The sequence below is a fragment of the Pseudomonas matsuisoli genome (assembly GCF_014647635.1).
Classification (GTDB): domain Bacteria; phylum Pseudomonadota; class Gammaproteobacteria; order Pseudomonadales; family Pseudomonadaceae; genus Pseudomonas_P; species Pseudomonas_P matsuisoli.
In genome coordinates this window covers 55,597-73,426 of sequence record NZ_BMPO01000009.1, presented here as the reverse complement: position 1 = coordinate 73,426, position 17,830 = coordinate 55,597, and the positions used below count along the sequence as shown (strand labels likewise).

General features: G+C 57.7%; 15 protein-coding genes. 9 read left to right on the top strand and 6 right to left on the bottom strand.

Going from position 1 to position 17,830, the window contains the following annotated elements; all coding sequences use genetic code 11:
• Nucleotides 1-200 precede the first annotated feature (200 nt).
• From IEY47_RS17540 to sucD, 5 genes are all read left to right on the top strand, one after another.
• The gene (locus IEY47_RS17540) at nt 201-3,035 is read left to right on the top strand and encodes a 2-oxoglutarate dehydrogenase E1 component (RefSeq protein WP_188985067.1); all 2,835 of its coding nucleotides are present in this window, start codon (nt 201-203) and stop codon (nt 3,033-3,035) included.
• Nucleotides 3,036-3,119: 84 nt separating this feature from the next.
• The gene (gene odhB / locus IEY47_RS17535; RefSeq protein WP_188985065.1) at nt 3,120-4,358 is read left to right on the top strand and encodes a 2-oxoglutarate dehydrogenase complex dihydrolipoyllysine-residue succinyltransferase; all 1,239 of its coding nucleotides are present in this window, start codon (nt 3,120-3,122) and stop codon (nt 4,356-4,358) included.
• Between the two features lie 88 nt (nt 4,359-4,446).
• A complete protein-coding gene (gene lpdA / locus IEY47_RS17530; RefSeq protein WP_188985063.1) occupies nt 4,447-5,883 on the top strand; it encodes a dihydrolipoyl dehydrogenase in 1,437 nt (478 codons plus the stop codon).
• A gap of 173 nt (nt 5,884-6,056) precedes the next feature.
• Nucleotides 6,057-7,223: an ADP-forming succinate--CoA ligase subunit beta gene (sucC, locus tag IEY47_RS17525; RefSeq protein ID WP_188985061.1), complete on the top strand. Its 1,167-nt coding sequence runs from the start codon at nt 6,057-6,059 to the stop codon at nt 7,221-7,223.
• Complete coding sequence (gene sucD, locus IEY47_RS17520; RefSeq protein ID WP_188985059.1) at nt 7,223-8,110, top strand: succinate--CoA ligase subunit alpha; 888 nt, start codon at nt 7,223-7,225, stop codon at nt 8,108-8,110. Before sucC ends, sucD begins: the two co-directional genes overlap by 1 nt.
• Before the next feature lie 104 nt (nt 8,111-8,214).
• Here sucD and IEY47_RS17515 read toward each other — a convergent pair whose 3' ends face one another.
• Nucleotides 8,215-8,463: an Lpp/OprI family alanine-zipper lipoprotein gene (locus tag IEY47_RS17515; RefSeq protein WP_188985057.1), complete on the bottom strand. Its 249-nt coding sequence runs from the start codon at nt 8,461-8,463 to the stop codon at nt 8,215-8,217.
• Between the two features lie 387 nt (nt 8,464-8,850).
• Between IEY47_RS17515 and IEY47_RS17510 the strand changes: the two genes are divergently transcribed.
• Complete coding sequence (locus IEY47_RS17510; RefSeq protein WP_188985055.1) at nt 8,851-9,135, top strand: GNAT family N-acetyltransferase; 285 nt, start codon at nt 8,851-8,853, stop codon at nt 9,133-9,135.
• Between the two features lie 60 nt (nt 9,136-9,195).
• Here IEY47_RS17510 and IEY47_RS17505 read toward each other — a convergent pair whose 3' ends face one another.
• The gene (locus IEY47_RS17505) at nt 9,196-10,272 is read right to left on the bottom strand and encodes a 3-deoxy-7-phosphoheptulonate synthase (RefSeq protein ID WP_188985053.1); all 1,077 of its coding nucleotides are present in this window, start codon (nt 10,270-10,272) and stop codon (nt 9,196-9,198) included.
• 273 nt (nt 10,273-10,545) lie between these two features.
• On the opposite strand from IEY47_RS17505, the gene IEY47_RS17500 reads away from it, so the two are divergent.
• On the top strand, nt 10,546-11,031 hold the full coding sequence (locus tag IEY47_RS17500; protein WP_188985051.1) for a universal stress protein: 486 nt from the start codon (nt 10,546-10,548) through the stop codon (nt 11,029-11,031).
• Between the two features lie 161 nt (nt 11,032-11,192).
• A complete protein-coding gene (gene cysB / locus IEY47_RS17495) occupies nt 11,193-12,167 on the top strand; it encodes an HTH-type transcriptional regulator CysB (RefSeq protein ID WP_188985049.1) in 975 nt (324 codons plus the stop codon).
• Between the two features lie 31 nt (nt 12,168-12,198).
• On the opposite strand, the gene IEY47_RS17490 is transcribed toward cysB, so the two are convergent.
• The 4 genes from IEY47_RS17490 to rloB all read right to left on the bottom strand — a co-directional run bounded on the left by IEY47_RS17490 (nt 12,199) and on the right by rloB (nt 16,896).
• Nucleotides 12,199-12,819, bottom strand: coding sequence for a phosphoadenosine phosphosulfate reductase domain-containing protein (locus IEY47_RS17490; RefSeq protein ID WP_188985047.1), 621 nt, complete (start codon nt 12,817-12,819; stop codon nt 12,199-12,201).
• A gap of 12 nt (nt 12,820-12,831) precedes the next feature.
• Nucleotides 12,832-14,235 carry an aminodeoxychorismate synthase component I gene (gene pabB / locus IEY47_RS17485; protein ID WP_188985045.1) on the bottom strand — a complete coding sequence of 468 codons (1,404 nt, stop codon included), beginning with the start codon at nt 14,233-14,235 and terminating at the stop codon, nt 12,832-12,834.
• 152 nt (nt 14,236-14,387) lie between these two features.
• Nucleotides 14,388-15,359 (bottom strand): alpha-L-glutamate ligase-like protein, encoded by a 972-nt coding sequence (locus IEY47_RS17480; RefSeq protein WP_188985359.1) that lies wholly within the window; start codon nt 15,357-15,359, stop codon nt 14,388-14,390.
• Between the two features lie 13 nt (nt 15,360-15,372).
• Nucleotides 15,373-16,896: an osmotic stress tolerance membrane protein RloB gene (gene rloB / locus IEY47_RS17475; RefSeq protein ID WP_188985043.1), complete on the bottom strand. Its 1,524-nt coding sequence runs from the start codon at nt 16,894-16,896 to the stop codon at nt 15,373-15,375.
• Nucleotides 16,897-17,108: 212 nt separating this feature from the next.
• Here rloB and IEY47_RS17470 point away from each other — a divergent pair, with 212 nt between their 5' ends.
• Nucleotides 17,109-17,816 carry a GntR family transcriptional regulator gene (locus tag IEY47_RS17470; protein ID WP_188985041.1) on the top strand — a complete coding sequence of 236 codons (708 nt, stop codon included), beginning with the start codon at nt 17,109-17,111 and terminating at the stop codon, nt 17,814-17,816.
• Nucleotides 17,817-17,830: the final 14 nt, after the last annotated feature.

The following is a 17,830-nucleotide window of genomic DNA, read 5'->3' as shown; positions in this document are numbered from 1 at the left end:
GGTGTGTTGCGGTCGAAAGGAACCGCTGCCGTAAAACGCGGCGGTTCATGTAAAAGAACATGACGACCAGCAGGGGTATCCGGGACGGCGCCGGACATCGTTGGGAATCGTGGTAGCTTTTCGAGTCAATGCTCTAGGACTCGGCAACGGCTGGCTGCGCTTCACGCCGGTGAGTATCCCCTAATCGAGGGTGATGAAGCATGCAAGAAAGCGATATGCAGCGCATGTGGAGCAGTGCGCACCTATCCGGTGGTAACGCTGCCTACGTGGAGGAGCTCTATGAGCTTTACCTGCACGATCCCAATACAGTGCCCGAAGAATGGCGCACCTATTTCCAGAAATTGCCCGCAAATGGTAGCGCTGCCGCTACCGACGTTTCTCATTCCACCGTTCGCGATCAGTTCGTTCTTTTAGCGAAGAACCAGCGTCGTGCGCAGCCTGTTTCGGCTGGCAGCGTCAGTAGTGAGCATGAGAAAAAGCAGGTCGAAGTACTTCGGCTTATCCATGCCCATCGACTGCAAGGGCATCAGGTCGCGAAGCTCGATCCGCTGGGGCTGGCACAGCGCCCAGTTCCTACCGATCTTTCCCTCTACAGCTACTCTCTTACCGACTCGGACCTGGACACCACGTTCCGCACCGGTGGGTTGGCTATAGGAAAAGAAGAAGCAACTTTGCGGGAAATCCTGCAGGCGCTACAAGAGACATATTGTCGCACCATCGGTTCTGAGTTCACTCACATTGTCGATTCCAGTCAGCGCGAATGGTTTCAGCAGCGGCTCGAAAGTGTGCGCGGTCGCCCTAATTATTCATCGGAGATCAAAGGCCATCTCTTAGAGCGCCTGACTGCAGCAGAAGGTCTCGAGAAGTATTTGGGTACTAAGTACCCAGGTACCAAACGTTTCGGCCTCGAAGGCGGTGAAAGCCTGATTCCGATGTTGGATGAGATCATCCAGCGCAGTGGTTCGTATGGCACCAAGGAAGTCGTCATTGGTATGGCGCACCGGGGTCGTCTGAACGTACTGGTGAACACCTTCGGTAAGAACCCGCGGGATCTGTTCGACGAGTTCGAAGGTAAGAAAGTCGAAGGCTTGAGCTCGGGTGACGTGAAGTACCACCAGGGCTTTTCGTCGAATGTCATGACGCAGGGCGGTGAAGTCCACCTCGCACTTGCCTTCAATCCGTCGCACCTCGAAATCGTTTCGCCTGTGGTCGAAGGCTCCGTCCGCGCGCGCCAGGATCGTCGGGGTGATGTGTCGGGTGACAAGGTGCTGCCAGTTTCCATCCACGGCGATGCGGCCTTCGCGGGTCAGGGCGTTGTCATGGAAACCTTCCAGATGTCGCAAACTCGCGGCTACAAGACTGGCGGTACGGTGCACATCGTCATCAATAACCAGGTCGGTTTCACCACCAGCCGCCAGGACGATGCTCGGTCGACTGAATACGCGACGGACGTCGCGAAGATGATTCAAGCGCCGATCCTGCACGTGAATGGTGATGACCCGGAAGCGGTGTTGTTCGTCACCCAGCTGGCGATCGACTATCGCATGCAGTTCAAACGCGACGTCGTCATCGATCTAGTGTGCTATCGCCGTCGCGGCCACAACGAGGCCGACGAGCCGAGCGGTACGCAGCCGTTGATGTACCAGCAGATCGCCAAGCAGCGCACGACCCGTGAGCAGTACGCCGATGCGCTCGTGCAAACCAGCGCGCTCGCGCAAGACGCGGTACAGGCCCGTATCGATGAATACCGGGATGCGCTCGACAATGGCTTGCACGTGGTCAAAAGCCTGGTCAAAGAGCCGAACAAAGAGTTGTTCGTCGACTGGCGCCCATACCTCGGTCATGCCTGGACGGCGCGTCACGATACCCGTTTCGATCTGAAGACCTTGCAAGAGCTGTCGAACAAGCTACTTGCGGTGCCAGAAGGTGTCGTCGTTCAGCGTCAGGTTTCGAAAATCATCGAAGACCGCCAGAAGATGGCTGCGGGCGGACTACCCATCAATTGGGGCTTCGCCGAAACGATGGCCTACGCCACGTTGCTGTTCGAAGGCCACCCTGTAAGGATGACTGGGCAGGATATCGGTCGCGGTACCTTCTCGCACCGCCACGCGGTCTTGCACAACCAGAAAGATGGCGCGGCGTATGTTCCGCTGCAAAATCTCTTCGAGGGTCAGCCCCGCTTCGATATCTACGACTCGTACCTCTCGGAGGAAGCGGTCGTGGCGTTCGAATACGGCTACGCCACCACGACGCCGAATGCGCTGGTTATCTGGGAAGCCCAGTTCGGTGATTTCGCGAACGGCGCCCAGGTCGTGATGGACCAGTTCATTTCGAGTGGCGAGCACAAGTGGGGCCGTCTCTGTGGCCTGACGATGTTGCTGCCCCATGGCTATGAAGGGCAGGGCCCTGAACACTCGTCGGCACGTCTCGAGCGTTACCTGCAGTTGTGTGCCGAGCAGAATATTCAGGTGTGCGTGCCCACCACGCCTGCGCAGGTGTACCACATGCTTCGTCGGCAGGTGATCCGTCCGCTGCGCAAACCACTGGTGGTATTGACGCCAAAATCTCTACTGCGCCACAAGGCCGCGGTTTCAACGCTGGAAGACCTCGCCGATGGTTCGTTCCAAACGGTTATCGGGGAAATCGACGCGATCGAAGCAGCCAAGGTCGAGCGCCTGATCCTGTGCAGTGGCAAGGTCTATTACGACTTGCTCGACAAGCGCCGAAACGAGGGTCGTGAGGACATTGCAATCGTTCGGATCGAGCAGCTTTATCCGTTCCCGGAAGACGACCTGACCGAGATTCTCGCGCCTTATTCGAATCTCAAGCACGTCGTATGGTGCCAGGAAGAGCCGATGAACCAGGGTGCATGGTATTGCAGCCAGCATCACATGCGCCGCGTCATTGCGGCACACGATAGCTCGCTCTTCCTTGAGTACGCCGGTCGCGCTGCTTCGGCCTCGCCAGCGGTAGGGTACGCCTCGCTGCACGCTGAGCAGCAGGAGAAGCTACTCCAGGATGCGTTCACCGTTTGACGCTTGCGCAAGAGATTATGGGGTGGCCATGTGGCCACCCTCCGTTTTCGAAGTAGAAACCGCACAAAATTAGGACATTAGATAATGGCTATTGAGATCAAAGCCCCTACGTTTCCTGAATCGGTCGCCGACGGCACCGTCGCTACTTGGCACAAGAAACCCGGCGAAGCCGTCAAGCGTGACGAGCTGATCGTCGACATCGAAACCGACAAGGTGGTGATGGAAGTTCTAGCCGAAGCGGATGGCGTCCTTTCCGAAATCGTCAAAAACGAAGGCGATACGGTCCTGAGTGGCGAACTGCTTGGTAAGTTGGACGAAGGCGCGACTGCCTCTGCTGCACCCGCTGCTGCACCCGCGGCCGAAGCACCCGCTGCTTCGTCTTCCGCCCCCGCTCAAGCGCCTGCCGGCGAAGCCGCTGGCGAAGATGCAATTCTTTCACCCGCAGCACGCAAGATCGCCGAAGAAAACGGTATCAATGTCGCTTCGCTGCGCGGTACCGGCAAAGACGGTCGTGTCACCAAGGAAGATGTCGTTGCGGCTGTCGAAGCGAAGAAAAACGCGCCTGCTGCTGCCCCGACTCAGTCCGCCGCTGGTGCGGCTCCTGCACTGCAGGCAGGGGACCGCGTCGAGAAGCGCGTTCCGATGACCCGCCTGCGTGCCAAGGTTGCCTCGCGCCTGGTCGAAGCCCAGTCGTCGATGGCGATGTTGACGACGTTCAACGAAGTGAACATGAAGCCGGTCATGGAGCTGCGCTCCAAGTACAAGGACCTCTTCGAGAAGACTCACAACGGCGTGCGTCTGGGATTCATGTCCTTCTTCGTTAAAGCGGCCGTAGAGGCACTGAAGCGTCAGCCGGGTGTGAACGCTTCGATCGACGGCAACGACATCGTTTACCACGGCTACCAGGATATTGGTGTCGCGGTTTCCAGTGATCGTGGACTGGTCGTGCCGGTTCTACGTAATGCCGAGTTCATGAGCTTGGCCGAAATTGAAGGCGGGATCTCGGACTACGGCAAGAAAGCCAAGGCCGGTAAGCTGACCCTGGAAGAGATGCAGGGCGGCACGTTCACGATTTCGAACGGAGGCGTGTTCGGTTCGCTGTTGTCGACGCCGATTGTGAATCCGCCGCAAACCGCGATTCTCGGTATGCACAAGATTCAAGAGCGTCCGATGGCGGTCAACGGTCAGGTCGTCATCCTTCCGATGATGTATCTTGCGCTGTCCTACGATCACCGTCTCATCGATGGCAAGGAAGCGGTAACCTTCCTCGTCACCATGAAGGACCTGCTCGAAGATCCAGCGCGTCTGTTGCTGGATATCTGATTGCCGTAAGCGGTCAGGGATGCGCCGTTCTCGGCGTATCCCGTTCTGATACGTCTCACCGCATTTCGCTTCACAAAGAGGATTCGCTATGTCTCAGAAATTCGACGTCGTCGTCGTCGGCGCCGGCCCGGGTGGATACGTTGCCGCGATTCGCGCAGCACAGCTAGGCTTGAAGACCGCCTGTATCGAAAAGTACCAGGGTAAGGAAGGCAAGACCGCGTTGGGCGGCACCTGCCTGAACGTGGGCTGCATTCCTTCGAAGGCATTGCTGGACAGCTCGTACAAGTACCACGAAGCGCACGAAGGCTTCAAAGTCCACGGCATCAATGCGGGCGAAGTCACTATCGACGTGCCTGCGATGGTTGGTCGCAAGGACCAGATCGTCAAAAACCTCACAGGCGGTGTCGCTGCGCTGTTCAAGGCCAATGGCGTCACGTTACTGGAAGGTCATGGCAAGCTGCTTTCGAACAAGCGTGTCGAAGTGACTGGCAAAGACGGTAACAGCGAAGTCGTCGAAGCCGAGAACATCATTCTCGCTTCCGGCTCCCGTCCTGTTGACATTCCACCTGCGCCGGTCGACCAGAAGGTGATTGTCGACTCTACCGGTGCATTGGATTTCCAAACTGTTCCTAAGCGTTTGGGTGTGATCGGCGCCGGCGTAATTGGCCTCGAACTCGGTTCGGTGTGGGCGCGTCTTGGTTCCGAAGTAACAGTCCTCGAAGCATTGGACAAGTTCCTGCCAGCAGCCGACGAGCAAGTTGCGAAGGAAGCCTTCAAGGTACTGACCAAGCAAGGACTCACGATTCGCCTCGGTGCCCGCGTGACGGGCTCTGAAGTCAACGGTGATCAGGTTACCGTGAGCTATACCGATGCCGAAGGCGAGCAAAAGATCGAATTCGATCGCTTGATCGTCGCCGTAGGGCGCCGACCGGTGACTACCGATTTGCTTGCTGCTGATTCGGGTGTCGACAGCGATGAGCGCGGCTTCATCTTCGTTGACGATTATTGCGCAACCAGCGTCCCTGGCGTTTATGCCATTGGTGACGTGGTACGCGGTGCCATGCTTGCGCACAAAGCCTCGGAAGAGGGCGTCATGGTTGCCGAGCGTATCGCTGGGCACAAAGCGCAGATGAATTACGACCTGATTCCTTCGGTCATCTACACCCATCCGGAAATTGCATGGGTGGGCAAGAGCGAGCAGGTGCTGAAAGCCGAAGGCGTTGAAGTGAACGTCGGTACCTTCCCATTCGCGGCCAGCGGTCGTGCAATGGCGGCCAATGACACCACCGGTTTCGTGAAGGTCATTGCCGATGCCAAAAGCGATCGCGTGCTGGGTGTTCACGTGATTGGCCCAAGCGCGGCCGAACTCGTTCAGCAGGGCGCGATCGGTATGGAGTTCGGCACAAGTGCCGAGGATCTGGGCATGATGGTCTTCTCGCACCCGACGCTGTCCGAAGCGCTGCACGAAGCGGCGCTGGCTGTGAGTGGTCATGCCATTCACGTGGCGAACCGTAAGAAGCGTTGAAGTATCCGGAGGCAGACGTCTCCGGCGGTAACCACGGCGAGGTGCCCGTCGCATGTTCACGCAACGTGCCGCGGAAAGCTCGCCGGATCTCCCGCACGCCGGGTGATCACAGGTGGCGCGGCATATCCGCAGCGCCGAAATGCGCAATACCTAAACGAAGACGGTAGATAAGCATGAATCTTCACGAATATCAGGGTAAGCAGCTGTTCGCTGAGTACGGCCTGCCTGTATCCAAAGGCTTCGCTGTTGATACGCCTCAGGAGGCCTACGAGGCCTGTGGCCGTATCGGCGGTGACGAGTGGGTCGTCAAGGCCCAGGTCCACGCTGGTGGCCGCGGTAAAGCGGGTGGCGTCAAGCTCGTCAAGAGCAAAGAAGAAGCTAAAGAATTCGCGGCCAAGTGGCTCGGCCAGCGTCTGGTGACCTACCAGACGGATGCCAACGGTCAGCCTGTCGCCAAAATTCTCGTCGAGTCGTGCACCGATATCGACAAAGAGCTGTACCTAGGTGCGGTTGTCGATCGCTCCAGCCGTCGCATCGTGTTCATGGCCTCCACCGAAGGTGGTGTGGACATCGAGAAGGTTGCCCACGACACCCCTGAGAAGATCCTCAAGGCCACCATCGACCCGCTGGTTGGCGCGCAGCCTTACCAAGGCCGCGAGCTGGCCTTCCAGCTGGGCTTGAAAGGTGACCAGGTCAAGCAGTTCACCCATATCTTCGTCGGTCTCGCCAAGCTGTTCCAGGACTATGACCTGGCACTGCTGGAAGTGAACCCGCTGGTGATCAAGAAAGACGGCAACCTGCATTGCCTGGACGCCAAGATCAACATCGACAGCAACGCAATGTTCCGCCAGCCCAAGCTGCGCGCCATGCACGATCCGTCGCAGGACGATGCTCGTGAAGCGCATGCGCAGAAGTGGGAGCTGAACTACGTCGCTCTGGAAGGCAACATCGGTTGCATGGTCAACGGCGCCGGTCTCGCGATGGGCACCATGGACATCGTCAACCTGCACGGTGGCAAGCCCGCCAACTTCTTGGACGTAGGCGGTGGCGCGACCAAAGAGCGCGTGACTGAGGCGTTCAAGATCATCCTGTCCGACAGCAACGTCGCTGCCGTTCTGGTGAACATCTTCGGCGGTATCGTCCGTTGCGACATGATTGCCGAAGGGATCATCGGTGCAGTGAAGGAAGTTGGTGTGAAGGTACCTGTGGTCGTTCGCCTTGAAGGCAACAACGCCGAACTCGGCGCCAAGGTCCTGGCCGAAAGCGGCCTGAACATCATCGCGGCAACCAGCCTGACCGACGCTGCCCAGCAGGTCGTCAAGGCCGCGGAGGGCAAGTAATGAGCGTTTTGATCAATAAAGATACCAAGGTCATCTGCCAAGGCTTCACTGGCTCGCAGGGCACCTTTCACAGCGAACAGGCCATCGCCTACGGCACACAAATGGTCGGTGGCGTAACGCCCGGTAAAGGCGGCACCACTCATCTGGGCCTGCCCGTATTCAATACGGTCAAAGAAGCAGTAGAGACCACCGGCGCCGATGCCTCCGTGATCTACGTTCCGGCACCCTTCTGCAAGGACTCGATCCTGGAAGCGGCCTTCGGCGGCATCAAGCTGATCGTCTGCATCACCGAAGGTATCCCGACCATCGACATGCTGGAAGCCAAGGTCAAGTGCGACGAGTTGGGCGTACGCCTGATCGGCCCGAACTGCCCAGGTGTGATTACCCCCGGCGAATGCAAGATCGGCATCATGCCAGGTCACATTCACCAGCCTGGCAAAGTAGGCATCGTGTCCCGCTCAGGTACCCTGACCTATGAAGCCGTCAAGCAGACCACGGATGCTGGTTTCGGTCAGTCCACGTGCGTGGGCATCGGTGGCGACCCGATCCCAGGTTCCAACTTCATCGATATCCTGAAGTTGTTCCAGGAAGATCCGAAGACCGAAGCGATCGTCATGATCGGTGAGATTGGCGGTTCGGCTGAAGAAGAGGCAGCGGCCTACATCAAGGCCAACGTCACCAAGCCTGTTGTTTCCTACATCGCTGGTGTTACCGCACCTCCTGGAAAGCGCATGGGCCACGCCGGCGCGATCATTTCCGGTGGTAAAGGTACTGCAGACGAGAAGTTCGCAGCGCTGCAGGACGCAGGTGTCAAAACCGTGCGTTCTTTGGCTGACATTGGCAAGGCTCTGGCCGAGCTGACCGGCTGGGAAGTCAAGAAGGCGTAAGCCGTCTCGACTCTGAAAAAGCCACCTCCGGGTGGCTTTTTCATGCGTGAAATTTGGTCAAAAAAAACCGGCTCGATGAGCCGGTTTCTCGCTGCTTAGCGCGCTTACTTGCGGCTAGCACGTTCCAGCATGCGCAGGGCGCGCTCGTTTGCTTCGTCAGCAGTCTGCTGAGCTTTCTGAGCCGCTGCCATCGCGTCATCGGCTTTGCGGCTAGCTTCTTCGGCAGTGGCTTGAGCGCGGGCTGCTGCGTCTTCGGTCGCGGTCAGGCGCGCTTCGGTTTCCGTGGATACGCTGCTGCAACCGGCCAGAACTGCTGCCAGAGCCAAAGCAGAGAATTTCAGAGCGCTGTTCATCGTGTTCCCCTTAGAGGTAATAATGTTTCCGATCGTTATAAGATCGGCGGTTACATACTACCCATAACCCGCATTAAGTAAACTCGATATGTCCAGCGAGAACAGGGTTTATCGCAACGAACGAACCAGAAGTGTTATTGCCGCAAACATAGGTGCGCAATGAATACTCATTCCTTGCCAATATATAGGCGCCTTGATGAAGGATGCCCGCAGAGAGGAGTTTCCGGACGTCCTGCCTATGGCCGCGTAATTGAATTTACCGCTAGAGTATAACCACTCACAGTCCGATGATTGGTGGCGAACAGCCATAAAGCCACCGGGTCTGATCAGTAGCACTGCCAACAACAATAAAAGAATCGAGCGGACGTGTTCCGCCTAGGAAAGATGATGAACGACGCGCTGCCCATTCACCATGACCAAGCCGGTCATCAATTCGAAGTGACTCTCGATGGGCACCGCGCCTATCTCGTTTACATGGATTTAGGTAAACAAACGCTGGACCTTTACCGCACCTTCGTACCTAACGAAATCCGCGGACGAGGGGTTGCTGCGGCATTAGCGGCGGCGGCGTTGGCTTACGCCGATCGCATTGGGTATACGGTCATACCCTCGTGTTCTTATGTCGAGAGCTATCTGGCAAAGCGTGACGAAGAACATAACGCCGCATCCTAGCCGTATCGAAAAGCCGGTGTGCCTTTGGACTGCGGCACACCGGGCATCTCAAAAGGGAAATCAGGTCCTTGGGCGGGTAGGCAATACGCTCTTGAGTTTCGTATGCATGCTGCGCACCGCTTTCTCAGTCGTGTCCCAATCAATGCACGCATCTGTGATTGAAACGCCGTATTGAAGATCGCATAGGTTTTCAGGGATCGACTGGCTTCCCCAACCCAGATGGCTTTCGACCATCAAGCCAACGATCGAGCGGTTGCCTTCGAGAATCTGGTTCGACACATTCTCCATCACCAGCGGCTGCAGGGACGGATCCTTGTTCGAATTCGCGTGGCTGCAATCGATCATGATGTTAGGGCGAATCTTTGCCTTGGCGAGTTGCTGCTCGCAGACAGCGACGCTAACCGAATCGTAGTTCGGCTTGCCGTTACCGCCTCGCAGGACCACATGCCCGTAAGGGTTGCCTTTCGTCGAGACGATCGATACGCCACCTTGCTGGTTGATCCCCAGGAACCGATGAGGTTGGGAGACAGATTGCAGCGCGTTGATGGCGACAGTCAGGCTCCCGTCTGTACCGTTCTTGAATCCCACCGCCGAGGAGAGGCCGGAGGCCATTTCGCGGTGTGTCTGAGACTCGGTCGTACGTGCGCCGATGGCCGACCAGCTGATCAGATCCTGAAGGTACTGTGGTGAAATGGGATCCAGTGCTTCGGTCGCAGTGGGCAGGCCCAGTTCTGCAAGGTCGAGTAGCAGTTGGCGTCCGATATGCAGACCGTCTTGAATCTTGAAGGAATCATCCAAATAGGGATCGTTGATCAGGCCTTTCCAGCCCACGGTCGTTCTGGGCTTTTCGAAATAAACACGCATTACCAGTAAAAGCGTATCGCTGACCTCTTCAGCTAACGCCTTCAGACGTTGTGCGTACTCCTTGGCCGCTTTCAGGTCGTGTATCGAGCAAGGACCGATCACGATGAAGAGCCTGTGATCGCTGCCGTCCAGGATGTTGCGCACCGCTGCACGGCCTGCAGTCACGGTTCGTTCGGCAGCAGTTGTGAGAGGAATTTCACGCTTTAGCTGTTCGGGCGTGATCAGCGTTTCATTGGACGCGACGTTCAGGTCGTCTATCGGTAAATCAGCCATCGTTTTCTCGTCAGGGTCACGGGCCAGCTACCCCCCGTCTAGCGAAGATAGGCCGATGTGTCGGAGCGGGGGAGGCGAACCTTAACGTGTTCCGGCGCGCCAGTACAATGCCCGCCCGACCCGCTGATGGTCACTGGGCGTAGGCGGCAGACCAAAACCGCGTAACGGCCCACATACCTAGAGCGTAAGTCATCGATTGACATGCGCCATGCCGCGGCCCTGCTAAGCTTATCCAAGCGGGGCCGCACCAGATCAGGTGTCGAGGAGGCCGTAATGATTCGATCCATACTGTATGCGACCGATTTGGGGTTTTACGCCCCGTACGTATTACAACATGCGCTTTCACAGTCCCAAGCCTTCAAAGCAGAACTGTATGTGGTTCATGCGGTTGAGCCGTTGGGACTTCTAGCGCATTCGGTCCTGCGGACGTATCTCGGCGATGCGCAGTTGCAGGATCTTCAAGCGCAGGGCCTCGATGCTGTTCTTACGTCTATCGAAGCGCGTGTACTGGAATCTTTCAAAGAAGAGCTCGATAGCATGCAGCAGGGGCACGACCTCATTCGTGCCGTTCAGGCGATCCAAGGCGATCCGGCTGATGTGATCACCACTCAAGCCAAGGCGCTTGGAGTGGATCTGGTCGTAATCGGCACCCGCAGCCAGGGTGGCGATGCCCCAACACCGCTCGGCCGTACTGCACACCGGGTCGTACAAACATGCACCGTACCGGTTCATGTCGTGCCGATGCTGCCACCCCTATGACCGTACACAAAGCATCGTCGGGTATTTGCTGCCTATTATCTGCGTTAGTTCGCGTACGCCCACTCATGGTCTAAAAGATTAATAATGATCTAACGTTGGACGACATAGTGTTGTTTTGGTTATAAACGCTTTTTCGCCATCGTGCCGCCAAGGAGTTCTGAATGAAGCTTCAGCAATTGCGTTACATCTGGGAAGTGGCGCATCACGATCTGAACGTATCCGCTACCGCGCAGAGCCTCTACACCTCACAGCCCGGTATCAGTAAACAGATCAGGTTGCTGGAAGACGAACTTGGCGTCGAAGTGTTCGCCCGTAGCGGCAAGCACCTTACGCGGGTCACGCCTGCAGGGGAGCGAATCATTCAGACCGCGGGTGAAATTCTGCGTAAGTGCGAAAGCATCAAGCAGATCGCCCAAGAGTTCTCCAATGAAAAGAAGGGCACGCTATCGATCGCGACAACGCACACCCAGGCACGCTATGCGCTTCCATCGGTCATAAAAGCCTTCATCAAGCGCTACCCGGACGTTTCGTTGCATATGCAGCAGGGAACGCCGACGCAGATCGCGGAGATGGCCGCAGACGGGTCTGCGGACTTTGCCATCGCTACCGAAGGGTTGGAGCAATTTGGCGATTTGATCATGATGCCGTGCTATCGCTGGAACCGTTGCGTCATCGTGCCCAAGGACCATCCGCTCGCAAGCGTTTCGAAATTGACCCTTGAGGTCCTGGCTGAGCAACCGCTGGTGACGTACGTGTTCGGGTTTACCGGACGTTCGAAGCTGGACGAGGCTTTCCACCGTAAAGGGCTGCAACCCAAGGTCGTATTCACCGCCGCAGACGCGGACGTGATCAAGACGTACGTACGGCTCGGCCTGGGTGTTGGCATCGTTGCGCGAATGGCGGTGGACGAGGTAAATGACAGCGATCTCGTGGTACTCGATGCCAGCGCACTGTTCGAGTCGAGTATTACCAAGATCGGTTTCCGTAGAGGAACGTTCCTACGGGGCTTCATGTGCGACTTCATTGAGACGTTCGCGCCTCATCTCACTCGCGACGTGATGGCGAAGGCCGTGCAATGCCACGGCCGTGCCGAATTGGAGTCGCTGTTCACCGGTGTCGAGTTGCCGACCTATTGAGGCTGGACGCTGGCCGCAGGTCCATCGGCTATCAGTGGCTTAGATGAAGACCGCACTCGCGGTTTTCTTCGCCCTTGGTGGGATCGACGTAATCGAAGTTGTTCGGTAGATCATGCTTGACCAAGTACTCGTACAGGTCTTTCGATGACCAATGCAGCAATGGCGCTACTTTGATCAGGCCATCCTGATTGAGGCTGACCGGGTCCATCTGCGCCCGTACCGCGGTGTCGGATGCACGCAGTGCGGTGAACCAGACTTCCGGTGCCTTTTCCCGCAGCGCGCGGGCAAACGGCTCGAGTTTCACCTCTTCGGTAAAGGCAGCGTGCTTTGGATCGTCCAGTGCCGGAACCAACCCTTCTACGGCTTCACGATGGGCACGCGTGCGCTTGGGTAGATAGATATCCAGATTGAGGTCGAGCTTCTTGGTCACCTCGTCCGCGAAACGATAGGTGGCCTCGGTGTTGTAGCCGTTGTCCATCCATACAACCGGAATGTCCGGCTTGACTCGGGTCACCATGTGCAGGATCACCGCCTCGAACGGACGGAAATTCGTCGTGCAGATGGCGGATTTGCCAAGGCCTAATGCCCATTCAACGAGTTTTTCGGCATCTCGGCCGAGCTCGGAATTGATGCGCTGCAGGTCGAAGGTCATGTAAGGCTCCTGTCATTTGCACGGTGGGGGCGCGATGTTAGCAGCGCGGGTGTCTTGCGAACCACCCGGCTCCGCGACGAATTGGGAGAGCGTCTCCAGCAACACTCGCACTTTGGTGATCGATTCTTCGTATTCACTACGCCATTCAGAGTCAGCCACGATGCCGCCGCCGCCCCAGCAATGGATTTGCCCGTTCCAAGCGAGTAGCGTCCGGATGCTGATCGAACTGTCCATGCGCCCGCGTACATCGAGGTAAAGGATCGAGCCGCAGTAAGGACCGCGACAGGTTGGTTCGAGCTCATCGATGATTTCCATCGCGCGGATCTTCGGGGCGCCGGTGATCGAGCCGCCTGGAAAACTGCCGGCCAACAGATCGAACACATCTTTATCCGGTGCCAGCATGCCCTGAACGCTACTTACCAGATGGTGCACATTGGGATAACTTTCAAGTGAAAACAGCTCCGGCACGCGCACGGTTCCTGGTGCACAGCTGCGGCCCAGATCATTGCGGAGCAGGTCCACGATCATCAGATTTTCCGCGCGATCCTTCTCGCTGTGAAGCAGGTCGTCGGCGAAGGCTCGATCGTCCTCCGGCGTCACGCCACGTGGCCGCGTACCCTTGATCGGTCGCGTTTCGACATGGCCGCTATCCGCTGCAATGAAACGCTCGGGCGATAAACTAAGGATCGCTTGATCATCTCCCAGCGACAGATACGCCGAGAACGGCGTCGGGCACGCTGATCGTAGCGCTTGGTATGCGTACCAGGGGTCGCCACCGTACTCGCTGCTGAAGCGCTGCGCGTAGTTGACCTGATAGCAGTCGCCCGCGGTGATGTACGCCTGGATTTGCTCGATAGCGGTTCGGTACTGGCCTTCGGTAATGACACGCGAGAAGGCACGACGCAGACGGAAATCGGTTTTTGCCGGGGCCGACGCTTGAAGTCGGGTGCATAGATCGGCCTGGCGCTCTGCGGTTGCCGATGGATGAAAGACGACGTAGGTCGCGCGCGTGCAGTGATCGGTCACTAGCGCCCAGTCATACAGCCCCATCTGCGCAGGCGGCAGGTGGAGGTCATCACTGGCTGTTTCTGGAAGGCGCTCGAGCCGCGTTCCAAAATCATACGAGAGATAGCCGATCAGACCGCCACAGAAGGGGATGTCCATGCCTAGGGGCGGTGCCGCAGGCCCCAGCTGCTCAAGCGCCTCTTTCAGGCGTGTGAAAAACATCGATCCCGCTTCCAGATCTTCCGGCATGAACTGCTCGATCGGCCATGCGCTTGCAATGTCGAACCTGCCGCGCTCGGCCTCTGGCCGGCCAGAATCCAGCAAAACCGCACCCGGTGCGTCTGAAAGCGCAGCGAAAAGCGCGGCCGCGTTCGACTGGTAGGGCAACGGTAGGGCGGTGCAAATCGGCATGTTGAATGTCCATGGCAACGCGGATCTGAGAATCGCAGTGCGTTGGCGTGAAAGAAGTAATGGCTGGCGCCAACTAGACAGTGTTTTGCGGCGATGAGTGCCGGATTGCCCCGGCACCTGATCGTCGGATGCCATGCGCCGGTGTTACCGCGCTAAGCCTGACGTCCGAACAGCCCCTGAGCAAATGCTACGCGTGTGGGGACATCTTCGGTCAATCCTCGCTGCGAAAGCGTCCCGAGATGCGCTTCTACCGCGTGCGTGCGCAGGGTCAGACCGCAGTCATTGGCAATCTGTATGTTCAAGCCCGGTCTGGCGTTGAGTTCAAGGATCAACGGCCCTCGTTCCTGATCCAGCACCATATCCACGCCAATGTAACCCAGCCCACAGAGCTCGTAGCAGCTGGCGGCCAGGTGCATGAAACCCGCCCAGTCCGGTAGCTGTACGTCAGCGACCGGGTTGCCCGTATCTGGGTGCTTGCTGATCTTGTCGTTCAGCCAGGATCCCTGCAATGTCAGGCCGGACGCGAGATCGACGCCGACGCCAATGGCCCCTTGGTGCAAATTGGCCTTGCCATGGGATTGGCGGGTGGGCAGGCGCAGCATGGCCATGACGGGATATCCCATCAAGACGATGATACGAATGTCAGGCACGCCCTCGTAGCTGATGCTTTTGAAGATCGGGTCCGGCGTTACGCGGTATTCGATCAGTGCACGGTCCCGGTGCCCGCCAAGGGAATAAAGGCCCGTCAGAATGCTCGAAATCTGATGTTCGATATCGTCATGGCTGACCAGCTTGCCTGAGACCGTCTTGTAGCGACCCTCGAATCGATCGGCGATCACGAGAATGCCGTCACCACCGGCGCCCTGCGCGGGCTTCACCACGAAGTCCGAGCGGCCGCCGACGATTTCATGCAGGCGTTCGATCTGCTTTTCGGTCTCGATGATTCCGTACAGTTCCGGTACTTGTATGCCGGCATCGATCGCGCGCTGCTTGGTAATGATCTTGTCATCCACGATGGGATACAGGCTGCGCCGGTTGTACTTCAGCACGTAGTCTGCGTTACGCCGGTTGATGCCCATGATGCCCTTGGCTTCAAGGGCCTTCCAGGTTCTCCAGAGTCCGATCATGTCTGCCTGCTCACTCCTTGAGGAACGCTTTGAAGCGGATCAGCTCGGTAAGTCGATAACCGCGGTAGCGCCCCATTGCCAGCATGAAGCCAACCAGGATCAGCAGCGTGGCCGGGAAGGTGAACATGAAGTACGTCAGCGCAGCGATGTTCATCACCAGGTGCGCGAGCGTGGCGGCGATGAGCGTGCCGGCGGCCACTTTCATGGCATGCCCGGCGCCGCGTTCTTCCCAGGTGATCGACAGTCGTTCGATAGTCATCGTCAGGATGACCATCGGGAACAGCGCGACCGACAGCCCTTGTTCCAACCCGAGTTTATGACTGAACAGGCTGATGACCGCGATCAGCACCACCACGAAGGTCAGCACCACGGAAAGCCTAGGCAGCATCTGCAGCTTCAGATGTTCGAGGTACGAACGCAGGGATAACCCGAGGGCCGTGATGAGCGTGAACAGAACGATGCCAAACCCAAGCTGCGTCTCACGAAAGGCTAGGGCGATCAATACCGGTGTGAACGTTCCCAGCGTCTGCAGGCCGCCTAGGTTGCGGAGAATGAGAATGATCAAGACGCCGATGGGGATCATGATCATGATCTGGTACGTCTGCTGCGTCGAAAGCGGCAGGCCGTAGAGCGAATATTCGAGAAACGACGCGCTGGCGTTCTGGTTCGCGATCTGCGCCAGGCGAATCGCATTGATCTCGCTTCGATCGATAGTGAAGGTCACGTTAGCCCGGGACCCACCGTCGACTTTCAACAGCGGTTCGGCACCGGTCCACCATAACAGGCGATCCCGTGGCAGCCCTTGTTCGCCGGTTTCCGGGTTGAAATATAGCCAGCGTTTTCCGTTGTAGCTCCGCAGCCAGAGTTCAGGCGTTTGCGGTGTTTCGGCCAGCTTCAATGTATGTACGCGCTCCAGCGGCACGTGCGCCATCGATAGCAGCAGTTCCACGGCCGCAGCCTTGCGCTGCGCCGTCGGGTCACCGCCAAGCAACAGTCGCGCGTTATCGTCGTTCTTATTGTTGACCCGGCGAATGGTTTCGCTGACGAAGGTTTCCACGTCCGCCGAGTGTTGTCGGATCGGCGCCAGCAAGGCTTCGGCCGCGATCCGTTCTGCGCCCTCCACGGGCAGGCTTTCGCGATAGATCGGGCCGTTTTCCTCGTCCTGCTGACTGCCGTATCGCTGACTCAACACGAGGCGGTAATACAGCGTCTGGCTGCCGCTGGCCCGCCGCGCGGACCAAGTGATGACGCGATTGGCGTTCACGCGATTCACGTTCACGCCATAGTTATTGGAAATGAAGCTTTCATTCAGGCTGATGAAGCCTTGCCCGAGCGGAGGCAGGAACATCTGGGCCTTCACGGGACCGGACGATGCCGCCTGGAAATCGACCTTCGCATCGATGTTCCAGAGGTTGTCGGTTTCGTTGGCTTTGACCGGGATGTTCAGAACGAAGATTTGATAGGCGGTGACGAAAATACCGAGGCTGACCAGAACGGTGATCAGCACCTTGAGGTGAAAATTCAGGGAACGCATGGAAAAACGCTGAACCTCATTTAACGCGGGAGGGGGCACGAACCGGAGCGTGGGCAAAAAACGGCGCGCATTCTAGCACGCGCGTTCGGCTATCACTGTGAGGCGTGCAGCGTGCGCGCCAATCAAAAGATTGTCGACAATCATGGCGGCGGGATTGCCGTGGATCACGTTATGGCGTATTTTCTGTTCAGATTAAGCGATAGGTGTCGACAATGGAGATCGAGGCGGTCTTTGACGAGAGCCCGAGTGGAACGCGTGCAGAGCATGTGTTTCGTCATATCCAATCGGCCATCGTCACGGGCGCGATCAAGCCAGGCAGCAAGATTTCCGAGCCGGAACTCGCGCGGACCTACGGCATTAGCCGTGGCCCCTTGAGAGAGGCCATTCATCGGCTCGAGGGTCAGCGTTTGCTGGTGCGTGTGCCGCACGTAGGTGCACGCGTTGTGGCACTCGATCACGCCGAGCTGGTGGAGCTCTATCAGATCCGCGAGTCGCTAGAGGGCATGGCCTGTCGGCTGGCCGCCGAGCGAATGTCACGACGCGAGATCGACGATCTACGTCGGGTGCTTGACACACACGAAAAGGACCCGACGTTCCAGGCCGGGCTGGGTTACTACCAGCAGGAAGGGGACTACGATTTCCACTACCGGATCATCCAGGGTAGTGGCAACCAGATGTTGGTTCGCCTGCTATGCGATGAGCTCTATCAACTGGTGCGCATGTACCGCATCCAGTTCTCATCAACACCCAATCGACCACATATGGCATTCGCTGAACATCATCGGATTCTCGACGCCATCGCCGAAGGCGATGGCGAACTGGCCGAACTCCTGATGCGCCGCCACATCAGCGCATCTAAACGAAATATCGAGCAACACCACCTTGGTAATGGGGCCGAGCCATCGGCTAAACCTATATAAGTTCAAGAAGAGGT